Below are 20264 nucleotides of genomic sequence, written 5' to 3' on the forward strand. Positions count from 1 at the left end.
GTTAATCTCCTTTCAGGCAGCTGGCATACTGGTTCGCCAGTTGGCTGAGGAACTGCGAATAGCTCGCTTTACCCAACTGGATATTCATACCAAGCGGATCCAGGGTTCCCATGCGCACGGAAGTTCCCCTGGCCACGGCTTCTACAACCGCTGGCCTGAACTGTGGCTCAGCAAAAACGCAGGTTGCTTTTTGCTCAACCAACTCTGTTCTGATTTCATGTAAACGCTGCGCACCGGGCTGAATCTCAGGGTTGACGGTAAAGTGACCCAGCGGGGTCAGACCATAGTGTTTTTCGTAGTAGCCATAGGCATCATGAAAAACGAAATACCCTTTACCTTTCACCGGTGCGAGCTCGCGACCTACCTGCTCATCGGTCGAGGCTAATTTTGCCTCAAAATCCTTCAGGTTGGCGTCGAGTTTGGCTCGACTTTGCGGCATAAGTTCCACTAATTTATCGTGGATTGCAACCGCCGACAGGCGCGCTATCTCCGGGGAGAGCCAGAGATGCATGTTGTACTCGCCGTGATGGTGATGTTCATCACTTTTTTCGCCTTCAGCGTGTGCATGTTCATGTTCATCTTCGTCGTCATCGCTCCCCTTCATGAGCAGCGGTTTTACGCCGGAGAGTTCGGAAATTGTCACTTTATGCGCATCGGGAACCTTCTGCGCTGACTTCTGCATAAAGGCTTCCATCTCCGGGCCGATCCAGACCACTAAGTCTGCGTTCTGTAAGCGTTTTACATCAGAAGGACGCAAGGAATAATCGTGCTCGGAAGCACCGTCTGGCAGCAGAACCTGGGTCTCTGTTACCCCGTCGGCAATGGCGGCGGCGACAAAACCGAGCGGTTTAAGCGAAGCCACTACGGCCGCGCTGGCATTCGTTGCGGTTACGCTCAAAAAAGCGGCTGAGAGTCCAGCGAAAAGAAGCGTATTTTTATGTAACATAATGCGTCCAATCATCGTCATGAATAAGTGGAATGTGATATTATAACATTCGATGAGTTCTGCAAGCATAAAATAATATGACTAGTTTAGTTTCACTCGAAAAAATTTCTGTCTCGTTCGGCCAGCGCCGCGTGCTCTCTGAGATTTCGCTGGATCTGAAGCCGGGGAAAATTCTTACCCTGCTTGGCCCCAACGGCGCGGGGAAATCAACGCTGGTGCGCGTGGTACTGGGGCTGGTAGCACCTGATGAAGGCGTCATCAAGCGCGACGGTCAGTTGCGCATTGGCTATGTGCCGCAAAAGCTTAACCTGGACGCCACCCTGCCGCTGACGGTCAGCCGCTTTCTCCGGTTACGCCCCGGAACGCGCAAAGAGGATATTTTGCCGGCGCTCAAGCGCGTACAGGCGGGACATCTTATCGAAGCGCCGTTACAAAAGCTCTCCGGGGGCGAAACCCAGCGCGTGCTGCTGGCGCGGGCGCTTCTTAACAAACCGCAGCTGCTGGTGCTGGATGAGCCCACCCAGGGGGTGGACGTTAACGGCCAGGTGGCGCTTTACGATCTGATCGACCAGCTGCGTAAGGAGCTGAACTGCGCGGTGCTGATGGTCTCCCACGATCTCCATCTGGTAATGGCGAAAACGGACGAAGTGCTCTGTCTGAATCACCACATTTGCTGTTCCGGTACGCCGGAAGTGGTCTCCACGCACCCGGAATTTATCTCCATGTTTGGCCCCCGCGGGGCCGAGCAGCTTGGCATCTATCGCCATCATCACAACCACCGCCATGATTTACAGGGACGAATCGTCCTGCGTCGGGGAAATAGACACTCATGATTGAACTTTTACTGCCCGGCTGGCTGGCCGGGATTATGCTTGCCTGCGCCGCGGGGCCGCTGGGATCGTTTGTGGTCTGGCGCCGGATGTCCTATTTCGGCGATACCCTGGCCCACGCCTCCCTGCTGGGGGTCGCTTTCGGGCTGCTGCTGAACGTCAATCCGTTTTATGCGGTGATTGTCGTCACGCTACTGCTGGCCGCCGGGCTGGTGTGGCTGGAGAAACGCCCCCACCTTGCCGTGGATACGCTGCTCGGCATTATGGCTCATAGCGCCCTGTCGCTGGGGCTGGTAGTGGTGAGCCTGATGTCGAATATACGTGTCGATCTGATGGCCTATCTGTTTGGCGATCTGCTGGCGGTGACGCCGGAGGATTTGATTGCCATTGCCATTGGCGTGGTTGTGGTGCTGCTGATTCTGCTGTGGCAGTGGCGCAACCTGCTGGCGATGACCGTCAGCCCGGATCTGGCCTTTGTGGATGGGGTGAAGCTGCAGCGGGTGAAGCTGCTGCTGATGCTGGTGACTGCCCTGACCATCGGCGTGGCGATGAAATTTGTCGGTGCGCTGATTATTACCTCGCTGCTGATTATCCCGGCTGCCACCGCCCGCCGTTTTGCCCGTACCCCGGAGCAGATGGCGGGTGTGGCGGTGATTGTCGGGATGGTTGCCGTCACAGGAGGGTTAACCTTCTCGGCGTTCTATGACACGCCAGCGGGCCCGTCGGTGGTACTCTGCGCGGCGCTGCTTTTTATCTTCAGTATGCTGAAGAAACCTGCCAGCTAGACGCCTGCCCGGTGGCGCTTCGCTTACCGGGCCTACAAAATCTTTCCCGCCAAAGCTGCCATCCGGCGCCATTTACGGCATAGCTGGCGGGGTGATCCCGAAATGGTTCCACGCCCGCACCGCCCCGGACCGTCAAAGATCCCGTAGGCCGGATAAGGCGAAGCCGCCATCCGGCATCGTTTACGGCATGGCTGGCGGGGTGATCCCGAAATGGTTCCACGCCCGCACCGCCCCGGACCGTCAAAGATCCCGTAGGCCGGATAAGGCGAAGCCGCCATCCGGCATCGTTTACGGCATGGCTGGCGGGGTGATCCCGAAATGGTTCCACGCCCGCACCGTCGCCATGCGTCCGCGGGGGGTTCGCTGTAAAAAGCCCTGCTGAATCAGATAAGGCTCCAGCACATCCTCAATCGTTTCGCGCTCTTCCCCGATGGCCGCCGCCAGGTTATCCAGCCCCACCGGGCCGCCAAAGAACTTATCCAGCACCGCCAGCAGCAGCTTGCGGTCCATGTAGTCAAAGCCTTCCGCATCGACGTTGAGCATATCCAGCGCCTGCGACGCGATATCCGAAGAGATAGTGCCGTCGTGCTTCACTTCGGCAAAATCCCGCACGCGACGCAGCAGACGGTTAGCGATACGCGGCGTGCCGCGGGAACGCTTCGCCACCTCAAAGGCCCCCTCCTCGCTCATATCCAGCCCCATAAAGCGGGCGCTGCGGCTGACGATATGCTGCAGATCGGGCACCTGATAGAACTCCAGACGCTGCACGATGCCGAAGCGGTCGCGCAGCGGCGAGGTGAGCGAGCCGGCGCGGGTGGTGGCGCCAATCAACGTAAAGGGCGGCAGGTCGATTTTAATCGAGCGCGCCGCGGGCCCTTCGCCAATCATGATATCGAGCTGGTAATCTTCCATCGCCGGGTAGAGCACCTCCTCCACAACCGGGGAGAGACGGTGGATCTCATCAATAAACAGCACGTCGTGCGGTTCAAGGTTGGTGAGCATTGCCGCCAGATCCCCCGCTTTCTCCAGCACCGGGCCAGAGGTGGTGCGCAGGTTGACCCCCATCTCGTTGGCGACGATATTCGCCAGGGTGGTTTTACCCAGCCCTGGCGGGCCGAAAATCAGCAGGTGATCGAGCGCGTCGCCGCGCAGTTTCGCCGCCTGGATAAATATCTCCATCTGGGAACGCACCTGCGGCTGGCCGATATACTCTTCCAGCAGGCGGGGACGAATCGCGCGATCGATTACATCTTCAGGCTGGCTGCTTTCGGCTGATACCAGACGGTCTGCTTCAATCATCCTTTACCTCACAATGCAGCGCGCAGCGCTTCACGAATCAGAGTCTCACTGTTGGCGTCCGGTCTGGCGATTTTACTCACCATCCGGCTCGCTTCCTGCGGTTTATAGCCCAGCGCAACCAGCGCGGCAACCGCTTCCTGCTCCGCATCGTCCGCCGACGGCGCCGCAGGCGAGGTAAGCACCAGATCGGCCGCCGGGGTAAAGAGATCCCCGTGCAGCCCTTTGAAGCGATCTTTCATCTCTACAATCAGACGCTCGGCGGTCTTTTTGCCGATACCCGGCAGCTTGACCAGCGCGGCGGGATCTTCGCGCTCAACGGCATTGACAAACTGCTGCGCCGACATGCCCGAAAGAATGGCCAGCGCCAGCTTGGGACCTACACCGTTGGTCTTGATAAGCTCGCGAAAAAGGGTGCGCTCCTGCTTGTTGTTGAAACCATAAAGCAGCTGGGCGTCTTCTCGCACCACGAAATGGGTAAAGACAATCGCCTCCTGCCCGGCGTCAGGCAGTTCATAAAAGCAGGTCATCGGCATATGGACTTCATAACCTACGCCTCCCGCCTCAAGCAGCACTAACGGGGGTTGTTTTTCAAGGATGATGCCTCTGAGTCTGCCTATCACGTCGCGCTCCTGCGTTCTGGAAAATATTTACTGACGACATATACCCTAAATAATTCGAGTTGTAGGAAGGCGGCAAGGGAGTGAATCCCCAGGAGCTTACATTAGTAAGTGACTGGGGTGAGCGAGTGCAGCCAACGCACATACAACTTGAAGTATGACGGGTATAATAAAAAAAGGCTGGATAAACATCCAGCCTGATTTGAGATTATCGTAACCGCCCGCGTGCCAGATTGAGACGCGACTCGCTCATCTGCATCGCATTCTGACTGACGTGGCAGTGGGTGATGGCGATAGCCAGCGCATCGGCGGCGTCCGCCTGGGGGTTCGCGGGGAGCTTCAGCAGGGTACGCACCATGTGCTGCACCTGGCTCTTCTCCGCGCTCCCGATCCCTACCACGGTCTGCTTGACCTGACGGGCGGCATATTCGAATACCGGCAAATCCTGGTTCACGGCGGCGACAATCGCCACGCCGCGCGCCTGGCCGAGTTTCAGCGCCGAATCGGCATTTTTCGCCATAAAGACCTGCTCAATGGCGAAATAGTCGGGCTGAAACTGGGTGATGATCTCCGTCACGCCCGCATAAATGAGCTTGAGACGCGACGGAAGATCGTCCACTTTGGTGCGAATGCAGCCGCTGCCCAGATAGGTCAGCTGCCGTCCCACCTGGCGGATCACGCCATAACCGGTTATGCGGGAGCCGGGGTCAATGCCGAGAATAATGGACATCACGCCCCTCCCGTCAACGGTTTAAGGACTCTCATCAGAGAGTCGCTGCCACCTCGTCAGAGATCTCCCCGTTATGGTAGACCTCCTGCACGTCGTCGCAATCTTCGAGCATGTCGATCAGACGCAGCAGCTTCGGCGCGGTTTCCGCGTCCATATCCGCTTTGGTGGACGGGATCATGGAAACTTCGGCGTTGTCCGCCTTCAGGCCCGCCGCTTCCAGCGCGTCGCGTACGGCACCCATCTCTTCCCAGGCGGTGTAGACGTCAATCGCGCCATCATCGTAGGTCACCACATCTTCCGCACCCGCTTCCAGCGCCGCTTCCATGATTACATCTTCATCGCCTTTCTCGAAGGAGATGACCCCTTTTTTGCTGAAGAGGTAGGCCACGGAGCCGTCGGTGCCAAGGTTACCGCCGCATTTGCTGAAGGCGTGACGCACTTCGGCAACGGTACGGTTACGGTTGTCGGAGAGGCACTCTACCATCACGGCGGTACCGCCAGGGCCGTAGCCTTCATAGATGATGGTTTCCATGTTCGCGTCTTCATCGCCGCCCACGCCACGGGCGATAGCGCGGTTCAGGGTGTCACGCGTCATGTTGTTAGAGAGCGCTTTATCAACCGCTGCGCGCAGACGTGGGTTAGAGGCCGGATCGGCGCCGCCCAGACGCGCCGCTGTCACCAGCTCGCGAATGATTTTGGTAAAGATTTTACCGCGCTTGGCATCCTGTGCCGCTTTACGGTGTTTGGTGTTGGCCCACTTACTATGACCTGCCATAAAAATATCCTCAAAGAGCGCGCCTTTTCAGGCAGCGTTAATTACAAATTCTTCAATCGCCTGCCGGTTGCTCCACGACTTGGTCAGCGCGGCGGCTTCCGCCGCATCCACCCAGCGGTAGGTAAGGTGTTCGGTGAACACAATCTCCCGTTCGTGGGGGAGCGCGAGACAGAACCACGATTCCGTATTGCGCTCAATACCCGGCGCATAGCGATGACGTAAATGGCTAAAAATTTCAAACTCCACCGTGCGCTGACAGTCCTTCAGGGTCAGTTGCTCGCGAGCAACGTCAATGGTGACCTCTTCCTTTACTTCACGCGCGGCGGCCTGCGGCGCGGTCTCCCCCTCTTCCACGCTGCCGGTAACCGACTGCCAGAAATCGGGATCGTCGCGCCGCTGCAACATCAGCACCCGCTTCGTGTCCTGGGCGTAAATTACAACTAAGACAGAAACGGGACGCTTATACACTTTATCCTTCACGCTGCCTCTTTGTTGGCTGCCTTCGTTCATCCCATTCACATAGTTATCTATACTCATGGGAGTTCACTCAGTTGCCGCCGCGATGCAGCGCGAATGATGTCGTGTATATATGCCATATCAGTTTTTCTCTTCCTTCTTCACCACCTCGATGCCCAGCTCGGCCAGCGCGGCCGGGTTGGCAAAGCTTGGCGCTTCTGTCATCAGACAGGCCGCTGCGGTGGTTTTCGGGAAGGCGATAACATCACGGATGTTATCGGTGCCGGTCAGCAGCATGGTCAGACGATCCAGACCGAACGCCAGACCCGCGTGCGGCGGCGTACCGTACTTCAGGGCGTCCAGCAGGAAGCCGAACTTCTCACGCTGCTCCTGCTCGTTAATACCGAGGATGCCGAACACGGTCTGCTGCATTTCACCGCTGTGAATACGCACGGAACCGCCGCCCACCTCGTAGCCGTTGATAACCATATCGTACGCGTTAGCCACCGCCTCTTCCGGCGCGGCCTTCAGCTCGGCGGCGCTCATATCTTTCGGGGAGGTGAACGGGTGGTGCATCGCGGTCAGGCCGCCTTCGCCGTCGTCTTCAAACATCGGGAAGTCGATGACCCACAGCGGCGCCCATTTGGTTTCGTCGGTCAGGCTCAGATCTTTGCCGAGCTTCAGACGCAGCGCGCCCATCGCATCCGCAACAACTTTCTTGTTGTCTGCGCCGAAGAAGATCGCGTCGCCATCCTGTGCACCGGTACGTTCCAGAATCGCTTCAACGATTTCCGCGCTCAGGAACTTCGCCACAGGGCTGGTTACACCTTCCAGACCTTTCGCACGCTCGGTCACTTTCATCCAGGCCAGCCCTTTCGCGCCGTAGATTTTGATGAAGCTGGTGTAGTCATCAATCTGCTTACGGCTCAGGGTGGCGCCGCCCGGTACGCGCAGCGCCGCGACGCGGCCTTTCGGATCGTTAGCCGGGCCGGAGAATACCGCGAACTCTACGGTTTTCAGCAGGTCAGCCACATCCACCAGCTCCATCGGGTTACGCAGATCCGGTTTATCAGAACCGTAGCGGCGCTCGGCTTCTGCGAAGGTCATGATCGGGAAATCACCCAGATCCACCCCTTTCACATCCAGCCACAGGCTGCGCACCAGCGCTTCCATCACTTCACGCACCTGTTCGGCGGTCATGAAGGAGGTTTCCACGTCGATCTGGGTAAATTCAGGCTGACGGTCAGCGCGCAGATCTTCGTCACGGAAGCATTTAACAATCTGATAGTAGCGATCGAAGCCGGACATCATCAGCAGCTGTTTAAAGAGCTGCGGAGACTGCGGCAGGGCGTAGAATTTGCCCTTGTGTACGCGCGAAGGAACCAGATAGTCGCGCGCCCCTTCCGGCGTCGCCTTGGTCAGCATCGGGGTTTCGATGTCGAGGAAGCCGTGATCGTCCATAAAACGGCGCACCAGGCTGGTGATGCGGGCGCGGGTTTTCAGGCGCTGGGCCATTTCCGGGCGACGCAGATCCAGATAGCGGTACTTCAGACGCGCTTCTTCGGTATTGACGTGGTTGGAGTCCAGCGGCAGTGATTCTGCGCGGTTGATAATGGTGAGCGAGGAGGCCAGCACTTCGATTTCGCCGGTCGCCATATCGGCATTAATATTTTTCTCGTCACGCGCACGCACGGTGCCGGTCACCTGAATGCAGAACTCGTTGCGCAGTTCGGAGGCGAGCTTCAGCGCGTCCGCCCGATCCGGGTCGAAAAAGACCTGAACGATCCCTTCGCGATCGCGCATATCGATAAAGATAAGGCTGCCGAGATCACGACGACGGTTGACCCAACCACACAGGGTCACCTGCTGCCCAACGTGGGACTTACGCAGCTGCCCGCAATATTCTGTACGCATGAGATATCCCTTAATTTAGCCGCAGGCTAAATGTCGCCTGGTTACCAGGCTACTATGTCGCAGCTTTTTGTATGTCACAACTGGATGAAAAAAGGCGGCTATTATACTGGATATTCCGCCCGACGATAAGAGCGAAGCTTACGAGAAGCCGGTTTGCTACTCGCTTATTGCCTCTTCTCACAAAAATTAACAAAATTATCCGATAATCAACAGGGCCGATCTCGTATGGTGTCACCGTCGTTATTCATTTGACTGGAGTTACTATGTTTACACTCGAAGCCGCGAAAACCGCCCTGGTGGTGATTGATTTACAGGAAGGGATCCTGCCGTTTGCCGGAGGTCCTCACACGGCTGAGGATGTGGTCAGCCGCAGCGCGCGGCTGGCGGAAAAGTGCCGCGCCAGTGGCTCCCCGGTGGTGATGGTGCGCGTCGGCTGGTCAGCCGATTTCGCCGAAGCGCTGAAGCAGCCGGTGGACGCCCAGGCACCGGCTCATGCCCTGCCGGAAAACTGGTGGAGTTACCCGGTAGCGCTGGGCAAGCGTGATACCGACATCGAAGTGACCAAGCGTCAGTGGGGCGCGTTCTACGGCACCGACCTGGAGCTGCAGCTGCGCCGTCGCGGTATCGACACCATTATTCTGTGTGGTATTTCCACCAATATTGGCGTGGAATCCACCGCCCGCAACGCCTGGGAGCTGGGCTTTAACCTGGTGATCGCAGAAGACGCCTGCAGCGCCGGCTCCGCAGCCGAGCATCAGGGCAGCATGACCCATATCTTCCCGCGCATTGGCCGCGTGCGCAGCACGGATGAGATCCTTAGCGCCTTATGATCTACGTGGGCCTTCCCCAATGGTCGCACCCGAAATGGGTGCGCCTTGGCATCACCAGCCTGGAGGAGTACGCCCGGCACTTTAACTGCGTGGAGGGGAATACCACCCTCTACGCCCTGCCGCGCGCGGAGATCGTCGAGCGGTGGCGGGATCAGACCACCGACGCCTTCCGCTTCTGCTTTAAGTTCCCGGCGACCATCTCGCACGACGCCGCGCTGCGCGGCTGCGAGGATCTGACGCAGGAGTTTTTCACCCGCATGGCCCCGCTGGCCAGCCGTATCGGTCAGTACTGGCTCCAGCTGCCGGCGCGCTTCAGCCCGCGCGATCTTCCGGCGCTCTGGCACTTTCTCGACGCGCTCCCCAAAGAGTTTACCTACGGCGTGGAGGTGCGCCACCCGGCATTCTTTGAAAAGGGGGAGGCGGAAAAAGCGCTCAACCGCGGCCTGCATGAACGCGGCGTTAACCGGGTGGTGCTCGACAGCCGTCCGGTACACAGCGCCCTGCCCCACAGCGAGGCGGTGCGGGAAGCCCAGCGTAAAAAGCCGAAGGTGCCGGTACATGCGGTGGTCACGGCGCAGAATCCGATGGTGCGCTTTATCGGCAGCGATAATATGCAGCAGAACCGCGAGCTGTTTGATGTCTGGCTAAACACCCTGCCGAAATGGGAACAGACCACCACCCCTTATCTTTTTCTGCACACCCCCGACATCGCCCAGGCGCCGGAGCTGGTGGATCTGCTCTGGCAGGCGCTGCGCAACGCCATCCCCTCGTTGGGCGCCCCCCCGGCTATTCCACAACAATCTTCTCTTTTTTAGCCGCTGCGCCTATCATAGACGCGCCATCTGCCAAAAACAGGGAGTAAGTATGGTCAGCGCGTTGTATGCGGTGTTGGGTGCATTACTGCTGATTAAATTTTCATTCGATGTCGTGCGCCTGAGAACGCAGTACCGCGTCTCCTATGGTGACGGGGGCTTTTCAGAGCTGCAAAGCGCTATCCGTATTCACGGCAACGCGGTGGAGTACATCCCCGTGGCGCTGATTCTGCTGCTGTTTATGGAGATGAACGGCGCGGAAACCTGGATGGTGCACGTCTGCGGCATCCTGCTGATTGCCGGCCGCCTGATGCACTATTACGGTTTTCATCATCGCCTGATTCGCTGGCGTCGTTCCGGCATGAGCGCCACCTGGTGCTCGCTTTTGCTAATGGTGCTGGCTAACCTGTGGTATATGCCGTGGGAGTTGGTTTTCTCGCTGCGTTAGCGCACAATACGCCCCTTTATTTTTCCCGGATAGTAACGTTATGTCTGATCGCGACACGCTTTTTTCCGCGCCTATCGCCAGCCTGGGCGACTGGACCTTCGATGAACGGGTAGCTGAAGTCTTCCCGGATATGATTCAGCGCTCGGTTCCTGGTTATTCCAATATTATTTCAATGATCGGCATGCTGGCTGAGCGCTTCGTTCAGCCCGATACGCAGGTCTACGATCTGGGCTGCTCACTCGGCGCCGCGACGCTCTCCATCCGCCGTAACGTCAATCAGGCAGGCTGTAAGATCATCGCCGTGGATAACTCCCCCGCGATGGTGGAACGTTGCCGCCGCCATATTGACGCCTGGAAAGCCACCACCCCGGTAGAGGTGATTGAGGGCGATATCCGTAATATCACCATCGAGAACGCCTCCATGGTCGTGCTGAATTTTACCCTGCAATTTCTGGCGCCGGACGATCGCCAGCTGCTGCTGGACAAAATTTATCAGGGGCTGAATCCGGGCGGCGCGCTGGTGCTGTCGGAAAAATTCAGCTTTGAAGATGCGAAGGTGGGTGAACTGCTGTTTAACATGCATCATGACTTCAAGCGGGCCAACGGCTACAGCGAGCTGGAGATCAGCCAGAAGCGCAGCATGCTGGAGAATGTGATGCTGACCGACTCGGTGGAGACCCACAAGGCGCGTCTGCGCCAGGCGGGATTTGAACATAGCGAGCTGTGGTTCCAGTGCTTTAACTTTGGCTCGCTGGTGGCGCTGAAGGACAGTAAATCCGCATGATTGACTTCAGTAACTTCTACCAGCTGATCGCGAAAAATCATCTCTGCCACTGGCTGGAGACGCTGCCCGCGCAGATCGCCGCCTGGCAGCGCGATGCCCTCCATGGACAGTTCAAACAGTGGAATAACGCGGTAGAGTTTCTGCCGGAGATGGCCCCTTATAAACTCGATCTGCTGCACAGCGTGACGGCGCAGAGCGAAACGCCGCTGGATGAAGGGCAAAAACGGCGTATCGAGAAGCTAATGCGCAACCTGATGCCCTGGCGCAAAGGGCCGTTTTCGCTGTATGGCGTCGATATCGACACCGAGTGGCGTTCTGACTGGAAATGGGAGCGCGTGTTGCCGCACCTCTCCGATCTGAGCGGGCGCACCATTCTGGATGTCGGCTGCGGCAGCGGCTATCACCTGTGGCGCATGATTGGCGCGGGCGCGCATCTGGCGGTCGGCATCGATCCCACCCAGCTCTTTCTCTGCCAGTTCGAGGCGGTGCGCAAGCTGCTGGGCAATGACCAGCGCGCCCACCTGCTGCCGCTTGGCATCGAACAGCTTCCCGCTCTGAAGGCCTTTGATACCGTCTTTTCCATGGGGGTGCTCTACCACCGGCGTTCACCGCTGGAGCATCTGTGGCAGCTTAAGGATCAGCTGGTCAGCGGCGGCGAGCTGGTGCTGGAGACGCTGGTCGTTCCGGGCGATGAACATACGGTGCTGGTCCCGGGCGATCGCTATGCGCAGATGCGTAACGTCTACTTTATCCCTTCCGCGCTGGCGCTGAAAAACTGGCTGGCGAAGTGTGGTTTTGTCGATATCCGTATCGCCGACGAGTGTGTGACGACAACCGAAGAGCAGCGTCGCACCGGGTGGATGACTACCGAATCGCTGGCCGATTTTCTCGACCCGAAAGATCAGAGCAGAACGGTGGAAGGCTATCCCGCGCCGGTGCGCGCGGTGCTGATTGCGACGAAGCCCTGACGGGCCCCTCACCCCAGCCCTCTCCCCAAAGGGGAGAGGGTGAAAAACAGCCTCGCATTCCGGTCCTCTCCTCCAAGAGGAGAGGGTGAAAAACAGCCTCGCACTCCGGTCCTCTCCTCCGAGAGGTGAAGGTGAAAAACAGCCTCGCACTCCGGTCCTCTCCTCCGAGAGGAGAAGGTGAAACACAACCTAGCCCAGCTTCTCCTTTAGCACCGGGCCAATCGACTCAAACGCCTCTGCGGAGATGATATCCACGTGGGCGCAATCCTGATAAGAGACCTCCAGCTCGCTTACCCACGGCGCCCATGCCTGATGCGGATCCATTGTCTGCGTACGGCTGGCGACAAACAGCGTCGCTTTGCCGTCAAACCTGGCGCTGTGGGCGGTAGTAAGCAGGCGCACCGCATCCGCGTAGTTGCCTTCAATGGCGCGGAAGAGTTCGCCGGAGGTCTGCCCCTGCTGAGCGGCGATAAATGCCTGACGCTCGCGCTCGATCTCCGCCAGCACCTCGGGGTCGAGTCCGTTGGCCTCTTTTTCTGACCAGTTTTGCGTCTCCGGCGGCCAGGTATCCAGCAGACCGAGAAACGCCACCGTCTCTCCCTCTTCGCGCAGCCGGGCGGCAATCCCCTGGGCCAGCGTGCCGCCGAGCGAATACCCCAGCAGATAATATGGCCCGTGCGGCTGCTGTACCCGCAGGGTTGCCAGATGGTGCGCGATCGCCTCGTCGAGCGTGGCACACTGTGCCATTGGCCCCTCGGGGCGCGGCGACTGAATACCGGTGATGCTCCAGCGCGGATCGAGGTAGCGCGCCAGCACGCTAAACTGCCAGGCAAAGCCGGAGGCGGGATGGAAGCAGAACAGCGTCGGCCCGCTCCCTTTACGTAGCGGAAGGAGCGTCTCATGGCCCAGCCGCTCTGCCTGCTCATCGCTCAGCTCGCTCTCCAGCAGAGCGGCAAGCTGACTCACCGTCGAGGCCACCATAATCTGTCCCGGCGTCACCTTGCGGGAGAAGGTGCGGCTGAGCTGCGCCGCCAGGCGCATCGCCAGCAGAGAGTGACCGCCCAGGGCAAAGAAGTCCGCTTCGCTATCGTTCACGTCGCAGCCCAGCAGCGCGGCAAAGGCCTGCGCCACCGCCACTTCAGTCTCCGTTTCCGGCGCCCGGCCAGCGGTGTGGCAAGTCAGCTCGGGCAGCGGCAACGCCTTGCGATCCAGCTTACCGTTGGCGGAGAGCGGCAGCGCGCCGATCTGCAGCAGCAGGACCGGCACCATGTGCGGCGGCAGCTGCGCCTTCAGGCGCTCGCGCAGCGCATCGCGATCCAGCGGCAGCCCCGACTCCGAGACCAGATAGCCCACCAGCTGGCGCGCGTCGCCCACGGTGGCCGCCGCCTGGTTGATGACGCAGGCGTGCGTCACCGCCTGCGCCACGTCCGGCAGGGAGAGCAACGCCTGGTCAATTTCGCCCAGCTCTATGCGCTGGCCGCGGATTTTCAGCTGGTCGTCGCTGCGCCCCAGATACTCCACCGCGCCGTTATCCAGCCAGCGGGCCACATCCCCGGTGCGATACATCCGCTCGCCCGGGGCAAACGGGTCGGCGATAAAGCGGCTGGCGGTCAGATCCGGGCGGCCCAGATAGCCCTGCGCCAGCTGAATGCCGGTGAGATAAAGATCCCCCGCCACGCCGGGCGGCACCGGGCGCATCATGCTGTCGAGAATGCGCAGCCCCGTATTCCATACCGGAAAACCGATCGGCACGCTGTTGCCGGTGACCGCCGCCAGCGTGTCACCCCAGGCGGGATACCAGCTGACATCCACCGCCGCTTCCGTCGGACCGTAGAGGTTATGCAGCGGCACGCGGGTAAGCTGCTCCCATTCGCGACAGAGCGCGGCAGGGAGCGCCTCGCCGCTGCAAAAGACCCGTCGGAGGCTCCGGCAGCAGGCCGCATTTTCCGGGGTTAATGCGGCGACAAAGGCGGCCAGCATAGAGGGAACAAAATGGGTAGTGGTGACACCGTAACGGGCAAAGAAGTGCTGCATCGCCAGCGGATCGCGGTGCGCTTCCGGCTCGGCCATCACCAGCTTCGCCCCGGCGATAAAGGGCCACCAGAACTCCCAGACCGAGACGTCAAAGCTGCACGGCGTTTTCTGCGCCACCACGTCGCTTGCATCGAGCGGATAGTGGTTTTGCATCCACAACAGGCGGTTGACGATGGCGGTATGCCCCACCATCACCCCTTTCGGACGTCCTGTCGAGCCGGAGGTGAAGATGATATAGGCGGTCTGGTGCGGACGCGCGAGGTTGAGCGGCTCGCTCCCCTGCCCCGCCATTAGTGTGTTGTAACTAAACTTACTGACGGGCAGATCGCGAAAGCGCGACAGCTGATCGTCGGTGGTGATAAGCAGCGACGGCTTCGCATCCTCCAGCATCATGCGCAGGCGATCGTCCGGGTAGCCGGTATCCAGCGGCAGCCAGGCAGCCCCCGCCTCGACGATGGCGTGCAGCGCCAGCGTCAGGAATACGGAGCGCGGCAGCGCCACCGCCACGCTGTCGCCGGGCTTCACGCCGCGCTCGCGCAGGATCGTGGCCAGCGCCACCACCTGCTCGCGCATCTCGCGGTAGGTGAGCGTTATCTGCCCATCCGCCAGCGCCGGAGCCTCAGGCGTTTTTCGCGCCTGCTCCGCCACCAGCGCGCTCAGCGTGGTTTCGGGCAACATCACGGCGGTGTCGTTGATTTCCGCAAGCTGCCGGTACTCTTGCGGCAGAAGCATTTCCGCCTCCCCGCAGGTCAGCTCGCCGTTGGCGGCAAACTGCGCCAGCAGGGCATGCAGACGCGCGACGTGGCGGCCAAGCGTGGCTCCATCGTAACGCTGCGCGTTGGCAAGGATCTCTATGCTCAGCCCGCCCTCTTCGTCCTGGAAGAGTGCCAGCTCCAGATCGTTCACCGGACCGGTCGCCAGGGTGTGGGTCGTCGCCTCCACACCCTCGAGCGCGAGCTGGTAATCAAAGACCTTCACGTTCAGTACCGGGCCAAACAGCGGCGATTCTCCCGCGGGACGCCCGCTGTCGCGGACAATCTGCTCGGCGTCGTAGCGCTGGTGACGACGCATCTTCTTAAGCTGTCCTGCAAGACGCGCGGCCAGCCCCGGCAGGGTTTCCCGGGGGTCAATGGTCACCGCCAGCGGCAGCACGTTGAGCACCGGTCCGGTGGCGGTCAGCGCCGCCGACCCCATGCGGCGCATAAAGATAAACCCGGCGGCATACGTCGGTCGTCCGGTGAGACGGCCCAGCCAGAGCGCCACCAGCGCCAGGGCCAGATCGGTGCGCTGCACCTGGCCTGCGCGCTGCGCAAGCTGGCGAAAATCGCGGCTGTCCTTAAGCTTCATGCGCAGGATCTCGCTGCTGGCGGCACGTCCCGGCAGCGGCGCGGCGGAAAGCGACACCGGCGGCGGAAGCTGGCGGCGCTGTTCAGCCCAGAAAGCGGCGTCGCGATGCCAGGCGTCGCTGTCGCGGTAGCGCTGATATTCGTCTGCCACCTCCGCAAAGGGGGTAAAGGGCGATGCAGGCGTCGGCAGATGATGACGCCATGCGCTGTAGATCGCGGCAATCTGGCGGGTAATCGCCGGGAAACTGAAGCCATCCACCACCAGATGGTGATAGCGCTGATACCAGTACCAGTGTTGCTCGCCCACCTGCAGCAGCAGATGACACGCCAGCGGCTCGCCGCTGTCGACGCGCAGGTTCTGGCTGAGATCCGCCTCCATGCGCGCCAGCGCCGCCGCATGGGGATCGGCACAAGCGCGCAGGTCGATAATTTGCGGCCCGGCGAGGGCCATTGATTCGTCGATCCACTGCCAGATCTCGCCGTTATCCTCTTCAAAGCGGGTTCGCAGGGTATCAGCCTGCATCATGCCTGCCACCACCGCTTTTGCCAGCAGGGGGGCATCAATGTCGCCCTTCAGCTCGACGTAGTGAGCCACGCTCCAGGCGTTGGGCAGGCTGGAGAGCTGTTCCGCCATCCAGATCCCCGGCTGGGCGGCTACCAGAGGATAACGCATCATCTTCTCTCCCCGGCAAAATGGACGGGCAGCAGCGTCTGCCAGTGCTCCGCCAGCCACTGCTGGCACGCCTCCTGCGACTGCGGCGCACAAACCACTTCCCAGCCCGCGGGCAGCGCGCACTGCTGCGGCCAGAGACTGTACTGATTCTGTCTGTTACGTAGAAGGGTGAACTGCCCCTGCGGATCGTCAAAAGGATGACGTAATTCCATAGCAAACTCCTGTCGTAAAAAAGCGCGTCACTGGCTGCTGAGCGGATCCAGGAGGGTTATCAGCCCCTGCGTTAGCCCGCCCCGCCAGCAGAGCGCATCATGTCCGCCGTCAACCTGACGCCAGAAAATCGACTGTGCTGTGTGTTGTAGTTGGGTATAAATTTCCTGACTGGTACGAAAAATCAGCGGTTCCCGGCGGCCCGCCTCGATCACAATGCGCAGCCCGTGCGCGGTTTTTTCACCCGCTTTCAGCTGCGTCGTTAATAGCCCCTCCTCCTGACCGCCCCGGTGCGGCCACCAGTACGATCCGGACTGGCTCAGCACGCAGCCGAAACGCTGCGGCCAGTTGAGGGCGGCGTACAGGGAGGAGAGCCCGCCGAAGCTCTGCCCCGCCACCACGGTGCGATCGGCGCGATCGCTGAAGGGGGCCAGCGCGCGCACCTGCTCCAGTAACTCCTCCTGGATCGCCTGCCAGAAGGCGGGATTACAGGGCAGTTCGCGGCTGCGATGGGTGGTGTCGATAGCATCAATCAGCAGATAGACCGCCGGGGGCAGTTTGCCTTCCGCCGTCAGCGCCGCCAGCGCCGGCCATACCGGCATACTTTCAGCCCAGAACTGGCCATCCAGCAGAATGACCAGCGGGCGCGCTTTCGCTGTCGTCTCGCCGGTGGTAAATAGCCAGACGCGACGCGCGTTGCCGAGCCGCTGGCTGCGCCAGCGAATCTGCTTCGGGGGAGTGTAAGGCGCATCGGGGCAATCCCAGCCGGGCTGCGGCGGGGCGTCGGGCATCTCCAGCGCCGAGACCGGGTGGCCCCGGCCGCCGCGCCAGCTCAGCGGATTACGCGGATCGGCAATCGCCTTCGGTAAAAGCTTGCGCCAGCCTTCGCGCAGCGCCATCCGATCCGGGAGGGCACCATGAAACACATCTGTGGCAAAGTCCTGCGCGTTATCAGAGGGAATGAAGCAGTAACTGCCGCGCCAGCCGGGGCTGAACTCCCCCTCCCACTGCCAGACATCAGTGCCCGGCACGCGCGCCAGCGACTGCGGCCTGGCGTTCTGATGGTGGTCAGTCACGCCGGTGATATAGATCCAGACACGCTTCACGGGGGAGGTAAGTTCCGTTCCGGCCGGATCGCGCCACCAGAAGGTCACGCGGTAATGCTCCCCTTCGCGTACCGTCTGCGGGCCTCGCTTCGATTGCCACCAGCCATCACTTCCCGTTACTTGCGCCGTCACTCTTTAACCTCATGTAAATGCATATTTTTTTATTAGATGCCAAAAATTATTGATAATATTATTGATAACAATTTGCATTTGCAATAGCGTAGTGCCCGCGCTGTGGCAAGCGCGTTGATAAAAAAAAGAGACTTCGCCCTGTGTGCGCCCGGGAGGGGAACGCTTACGCAGGAGACGGAACAACATGCTGTCTTCTCTCCCTTTCGGGAACGGAGCCCGGAGAGGCGCGGCAACGAAAAGCAGGACATAAAATGAATAAGAAGATTCACTCCCTGGCCTTCCTGGTCAACGTGGGAATTTATGGCGTTGCGCTGCCGACAATGGCGCAGGAGACAACCGGTAGCGCGCCACAGGAAGAGACGATGGTGATCACCGCCGCCGAGCAGAATCTCCAGGCGCCGGGCGTCTCCACCATTACCGCCGATGAAATTCGTAAAAATCCCCCCGCCCGCGACGTGTCGGAAATTATCCGCACCATGCCGGGCGTAAACCTGACCGGTAACTCCACCAGCGGCCAGCGCGGTAATAACCGCCAGATCGACATCCGTGGCATGGGTCCGGAAAACACCCTGATTCTGATCGACGGCAAGCCGGTTACCAGCCGCAACTCCATCCGTCTGGGCTGGCGCGGCGAGCGCGATACTCGCGGCGATACCGGCTGGGTGCCGCCAGAGATGATCGAACGTATCGAGGTGATCCGCGGCCCGGCGGCGGCGCGTTACGGTAACGGCGCGGCAGGCGGCGTGGTGAACATCATCACCAAAAAATTCGATAGCCAGTGGCATGGCTCCTGGAACACCTACCTCAATGCCCCTGAGCATAAAGATGAGGGTTCCACAAAACGCACTAACTTCAGCCTGAGCGGCCCGTTGGGCGGCGATTTCAGCTTCCGCATGTACGGTAATCTGGATAAAACCCAGGCAGACGCCTGGGATATTAACGACGGTCACCAGTCTGAGCGTACCGGCATCTACGCGGATACCCTGCCGGCAGGCCGCGAAGGGGTGGAAGATAAAGATATTAACGGCGTGCTGCGCTGGGATTTTGCCCCGATGCAGTCGCTGGAGTTTGAGGCGGGCTACAGCCGTCAGAATAACCTCTACGCGGGCGATACCCAGAATACCAACAACGACAACAGCACTAACGGCCTGGTGAAGAAAAACTACGGCAAAGAGACTAACCGGATCTATCGCCAGCACTACGCGGTGACCTGGAACGGCGGCTGGGATAACGGCATCACCACCAGCAACTGGGCGCAGTACGAGCATACCCGCAACTCCCGTCTGGGCGAAGGTCTCGCCGGGGGAACGGAGGGGCTGTTCAACAGCAATAAATTTACCGACACCGATCTGGCCGATGTGATGCTGCACAGCGAAATCAACCTGCCGATCGACTTTATCGTCAACCAGAACCTGACGCTGGGCACCGAGTGGAACCAGCAGCGGATGAAGGATAGTGCCTCTAACACCCAGGCTCTGCAGGGGGGCGCGATCCCCGGTATGTCCAACGACCGCAGCCCCTACTCCTCGGCGGAGATTTTCTCCCTGTTCGCGGAAGACAACATGGAGCTGACCGAGAGCACCATGCTGACTCCGGCACTGCGCTTCGATCATCACACCATTGTGGGTAATAACTGGAGCCCCTCCCTGAACCTCTCTCAGGGGCTTGGCGATGACTTTACGCTGAAGATGGGCATCGCCCGCGCCTATAAAGCGCCGAGCCTTTACCAGACCAACCCGAACTACCTGCTGTACAGTAAAGGCCAGGGCTGCTATGCCAGCAGCGACGGCGTGGGCTGTTACATGCTGGGTAATGACGATCTGAAGGCCGAAACCAGCATCAACAAAGAGGTTGGGCTGGAGTGGAAGCGCGACGGCTGGCTGGCGGGCGTGACCTGGTTCCGTAACGACTATCGCGACAAGATTGAAGCGGGCTATGCGCCGATTGGCCATACCTCTTCCGGTAAGGTACAGACCGATATTTACCAGTGGGAAAACGTGCCGAAAGCGGTGGTGGAAGGACTGGAAGGGACGCTGAACGTGCCGGTCAGCGATACCATCAACTGGACCAACAACATCACCTGGATGCTGCAAAGCAAGAACAAGGAGACTGGCGACCGTCTGTCGATCATCCCGGAGTACACGCTGAACTCGACCCTCAGCTGGCAGGTACGTCAGGATGTGTCATTGCAGTCGACCTTCACCTGGTACGGCAAGCAGCAGCCGAAGAAGTACAACTACAAAGGCGAACCGGCGACCGGCTCCGAGACGGATGAGGTGAGCCCGTACAGCATTGTGGGCCTGAGCGCGACCTGGGACGTGACCAAAAACGTCAGCCTGACCGGCGGCGTGGATAACGTCTTTGATAAGCGCCAGTGGCGTGCAGGTAATGCCCAGACCACGGGCAACGCCACGACTGGCGCCTATATGTATGGCGCAGGGGCATATACTTACAACGAGCCTGGCCGTACCTGGTATATGAGCGTGAATACGCGATTCTAGGTAAAAGCAAAACGGCAGCCCCGCTGCCGTTTTTAGTGTTTTCTCCCCCTCCCCTTTGGGGAGATGGC

General features: G+C 59.9%; 18 protein-coding genes. 8 read left to right on the forward strand and 10 right to left on the reverse strand.

Translation table 11 applies throughout. The features are described from left to right. Nucleotide 1: 1 nt before the first annotated feature. Nucleotides 2-946 carry a zinc ABC transporter substrate-binding protein ZnuA gene (gene znuA / locus BN3796_RS16635; RefSeq protein ID WP_061710047.1) on the reverse strand — a complete coding sequence of 315 codons (945 nt, stop codon included), beginning with the start codon at nt 944-946 and terminating at the stop codon, nt 2-4. A gap of 77 nt (nt 947-1023) precedes the next feature. Here znuA and znuC point away from each other — a divergent pair, with 77 nt between their 5' ends. Together znuC and znuB are read left to right on the forward strand one after the other, a co-directional pair. After that, nucleotides 1024-1779 carry a zinc ABC transporter ATP-binding protein ZnuC gene (znuC, locus tag BN3796_RS16640; RefSeq protein WP_061709473.1) on the forward strand — a complete coding sequence of 252 codons (756 nt, stop codon included), beginning with the start codon at nt 1024-1026 and terminating at the stop codon, nt 1777-1779. Further along, nucleotides 1776-2561 carry a zinc ABC transporter permease subunit ZnuB gene (gene znuB, locus BN3796_RS16645; protein ID WP_061709474.1) on the forward strand — a complete coding sequence of 262 codons (786 nt, stop codon included), beginning with the start codon at nt 1776-1778 and terminating at the stop codon, nt 2559-2561. Before znuC ends, znuB begins: the two co-directional genes overlap by 4 nt. 288 nt (nt 2562-2849) lie before the next feature. On the opposite strand, the gene ruvB is transcribed toward znuB, so the two are convergent. The 6 genes from ruvB to aspS all read right to left on the reverse strand — a co-directional run bounded on the left by ruvB (nt 2850) and on the right by aspS (nt 8352). Further along, on the reverse strand, nt 2850-3860 hold the full coding sequence (ruvB, locus tag BN3796_RS16650) for a Holliday junction branch migration DNA helicase RuvB (protein WP_061709475.1): 1011 nt from the start codon (nt 3858-3860) through the stop codon (nt 2850-2852). A gap of 8 nt (nt 3861-3868) precedes the next feature. Further along, nucleotides 3869-4480, reverse strand: a complete 612-nt coding sequence (ruvA, locus tag BN3796_RS16655; RefSeq protein ID WP_061709476.1) for a Holliday junction branch migration protein RuvA — start codon at nt 4478-4480, stop codon at nt 3869-3871. A 205-nt stretch (nt 4481-4685) separates the two neighbouring features. Next, nucleotides 4686-5207, reverse strand: a complete 522-nt coding sequence (gene ruvC / locus BN3796_RS16660; RefSeq protein WP_061709477.1) for a crossover junction endodeoxyribonuclease RuvC — start codon at nt 5205-5207, stop codon at nt 4686-4688. Between the two features lie 34 nt (nt 5208-5241). Beyond that, entirely contained in the window at nt 5242-5982 is a 741-nt protein-coding gene (locus BN3796_RS16665; protein WP_061709478.1) for a YebC/PmpR family DNA-binding transcriptional regulator, read from the reverse strand. Nucleotides 5983-6009: 27 nt separating this feature from the next. Next, entirely contained in the window at nt 6010-6462 is a 453-nt protein-coding gene (gene nudB, locus BN3796_RS16670) for a dihydroneopterin triphosphate diphosphatase (RefSeq protein WP_148381823.1), read from the reverse strand. Between the two features lie 117 nt (nt 6463-6579). Continuing rightward, nucleotides 6580-8352, reverse strand: coding sequence for an aspartate--tRNA ligase (gene aspS, locus BN3796_RS16675; RefSeq protein WP_061709480.1), 1773 nt, complete (start codon nt 8350-8352; stop codon nt 6580-6582). A gap of 263 nt (nt 8353-8615) precedes the next feature. Between aspS and BN3796_RS16680 the strand changes: the two genes are divergently transcribed. From BN3796_RS16680 to cmoB, 5 genes are read left to right on the forward strand one after another with little or no spacing between them, the layout of a single operon-like run. After that, a complete protein-coding gene (locus BN3796_RS16680; RefSeq protein ID WP_061709481.1) occupies nt 8616-9182 on the forward strand; it encodes a hydrolase in 567 nt (188 codons plus the stop codon). After that, complete coding sequence (locus BN3796_RS16685; RefSeq protein ID WP_061709482.1) at nt 9179-9997, forward strand: DUF72 domain-containing protein; 819 nt, start codon at nt 9179-9181, stop codon at nt 9995-9997. The genes BN3796_RS16680 and BN3796_RS16685 overlap by 4 nt, the downstream gene beginning before the upstream one ends. 49 nt (nt 9998-10046) lie before the next feature. Continuing rightward, nucleotides 10047-10442 carry an MAPEG family protein gene (locus BN3796_RS16690; RefSeq protein WP_061709483.1) on the forward strand — a complete coding sequence of 132 codons (396 nt, stop codon included), beginning with the start codon at nt 10047-10049 and terminating at the stop codon, nt 10440-10442. A 40-nt stretch (nt 10443-10482) separates the two neighbouring features. Then, on the forward strand, nt 10483-11226 hold the full coding sequence (gene cmoA / locus BN3796_RS16695) for a carboxy-S-adenosyl-L-methionine synthase CmoA (RefSeq protein WP_061709484.1): 744 nt from the start codon (nt 10483-10485) through the stop codon (nt 11224-11226). Continuing rightward, on the forward strand, nt 11223-12194 hold the full coding sequence (gene cmoB, locus BN3796_RS16700) for a tRNA 5-methoxyuridine(34)/uridine 5-oxyacetic acid(34) synthase CmoB (protein ID WP_061709485.1): 972 nt from the start codon (nt 11223-11225) through the stop codon (nt 12192-12194). Before cmoA ends, cmoB begins: the two co-directional genes overlap by 4 nt. A 189-nt stretch (nt 12195-12383) precedes the next feature. On the opposite strand, the gene entF is transcribed toward cmoB, so the two are convergent. Genes entF through fes form a run of 3 tightly spaced genes read right to left on the reverse strand, consistent with a single transcriptional unit; the run spans nt 12384 to nt 17695 of the window. Next, nucleotides 12384-16250, reverse strand: coding sequence for an enterobactin non-ribosomal peptide synthetase EntF (gene entF, locus BN3796_RS16705; protein ID WP_061709486.1), 3867 nt, complete (start codon nt 16248-16250; stop codon nt 12384-12386). Further along, on the reverse strand, nt 16247-16459 hold the full coding sequence (locus BN3796_RS16710) for an MbtH family protein (RefSeq protein ID WP_061709487.1): 213 nt from the start codon (nt 16457-16459) through the stop codon (nt 16247-16249). The genes entF and BN3796_RS16710 overlap by 4 nt, the downstream gene beginning before the upstream one ends. 27 nt (nt 16460-16486) lie before the next feature. Further along, a complete protein-coding gene (fes, locus tag BN3796_RS16715) occupies nt 16487-17695 on the reverse strand; it encodes an enterochelin esterase (RefSeq protein ID WP_061709488.1) in 1209 nt (402 codons plus the stop codon). A 251-nt stretch (nt 17696-17946) separates the two neighbouring features. Between fes and BN3796_RS16720 the strand changes: the two genes are divergently transcribed. Continuing rightward, a complete protein-coding gene (locus BN3796_RS16720) occupies nt 17947-20196 on the forward strand; it encodes a TonB-dependent siderophore receptor (RefSeq protein ID WP_061709489.1) in 2250 nt (749 codons plus the stop codon). Nucleotides 20197-20264 lie beyond the last annotated feature (68 nt).

This window comes from Pseudenterobacter timonensis, assembly GCF_900021175.1.
GTDB lineage: Bacteria > Pseudomonadota > Gammaproteobacteria > Enterobacterales > Enterobacteriaceae > Enterobacter > Enterobacter timonensis.

Excerpts from the sequence above, each read along its gene's own strand:
- znuA (WP_061710047.1), bottom strand. The coding sequence starts at position 946 with ATGTTACATAAAAATACGCTTCTTTTCGCTGGACTCTCAGCCGCTTTT.
- znuC (WP_061709473.1), top strand. The coding sequence starts at position 1,024 with ATGACTAGTTTAGTTTCACTCGAAAAAATTTCTGTCTCGTTCGGCCAG.
- znuB (WP_061709474.1), top strand. The coding sequence starts at position 1,776 with ATGATTGAACTTTTACTGCCCGGCTGGCTGGCCGGGATTATGCTTGCC.
- ruvB (WP_061709475.1), bottom strand. The coding sequence starts at position 3,860 with ATGATTGAAGCAGACCGTCTGGTATCAGCCGAAAGCAGCCAGCCTGAA.
- ruvC (WP_061709477.1), bottom strand. The coding sequence starts at position 5,207 with ATGTCCATTATTCTCGGCATTGACCCCGGCTCCCGCATAACCGGTTAT.
- BN3796_RS16665 (WP_061709478.1), bottom strand. The coding sequence starts at position 5,982 with ATGGCAGGTCATAGTAAGTGGGCCAACACCAAACACCGTAAAGCGGCA.
- aspS (WP_061709480.1), bottom strand. The coding sequence starts at position 8,352 with ATGCGTACAGAATATTGCGGGCAGCTGCGTAAGTCCCACGTTGGGCAG.
- BN3796_RS16680 (WP_061709481.1), top strand. The coding sequence starts at position 8,616 with ATGTTTACACTCGAAGCCGCGAAAACCGCCCTGGTGGTGATTGATTTA.
- BN3796_RS16685 (WP_061709482.1), top strand. The coding sequence starts at position 9,179 with ATGATCTACGTGGGCCTTCCCCAATGGTCGCACCCGAAATGGGTGCGC.
- BN3796_RS16690 (WP_061709483.1), top strand. The coding sequence starts at position 10,047 with ATGGTCAGCGCGTTGTATGCGGTGTTGGGTGCATTACTGCTGATTAAA.
- cmoA (WP_061709484.1), top strand. The coding sequence starts at position 10,483 with ATGTCTGATCGCGACACGCTTTTTTCCGCGCCTATCGCCAGCCTGGGC.
- cmoB (WP_061709485.1), top strand. The coding sequence starts at position 11,223 with ATGATTGACTTCAGTAACTTCTACCAGCTGATCGCGAAAAATCATCTC.
- entF (WP_061709486.1), bottom strand. The coding sequence starts at position 16,250 with ATGATGCGTTATCCTCTGGTAGCCGCCCAGCCGGGGATCTGGATGGCG.
- BN3796_RS16710 (WP_061709487.1), bottom strand. The coding sequence starts at position 16,459 with ATGGAATTACGTCATCCTTTTGACGATCCGCAGGGGCAGTTCACCCTT.
- BN3796_RS16720 (WP_061709489.1), top strand. The coding sequence starts at position 17,947 with ATGAATAAGAAGATTCACTCCCTGGCCTTCCTGGTCAACGTGGGAATT.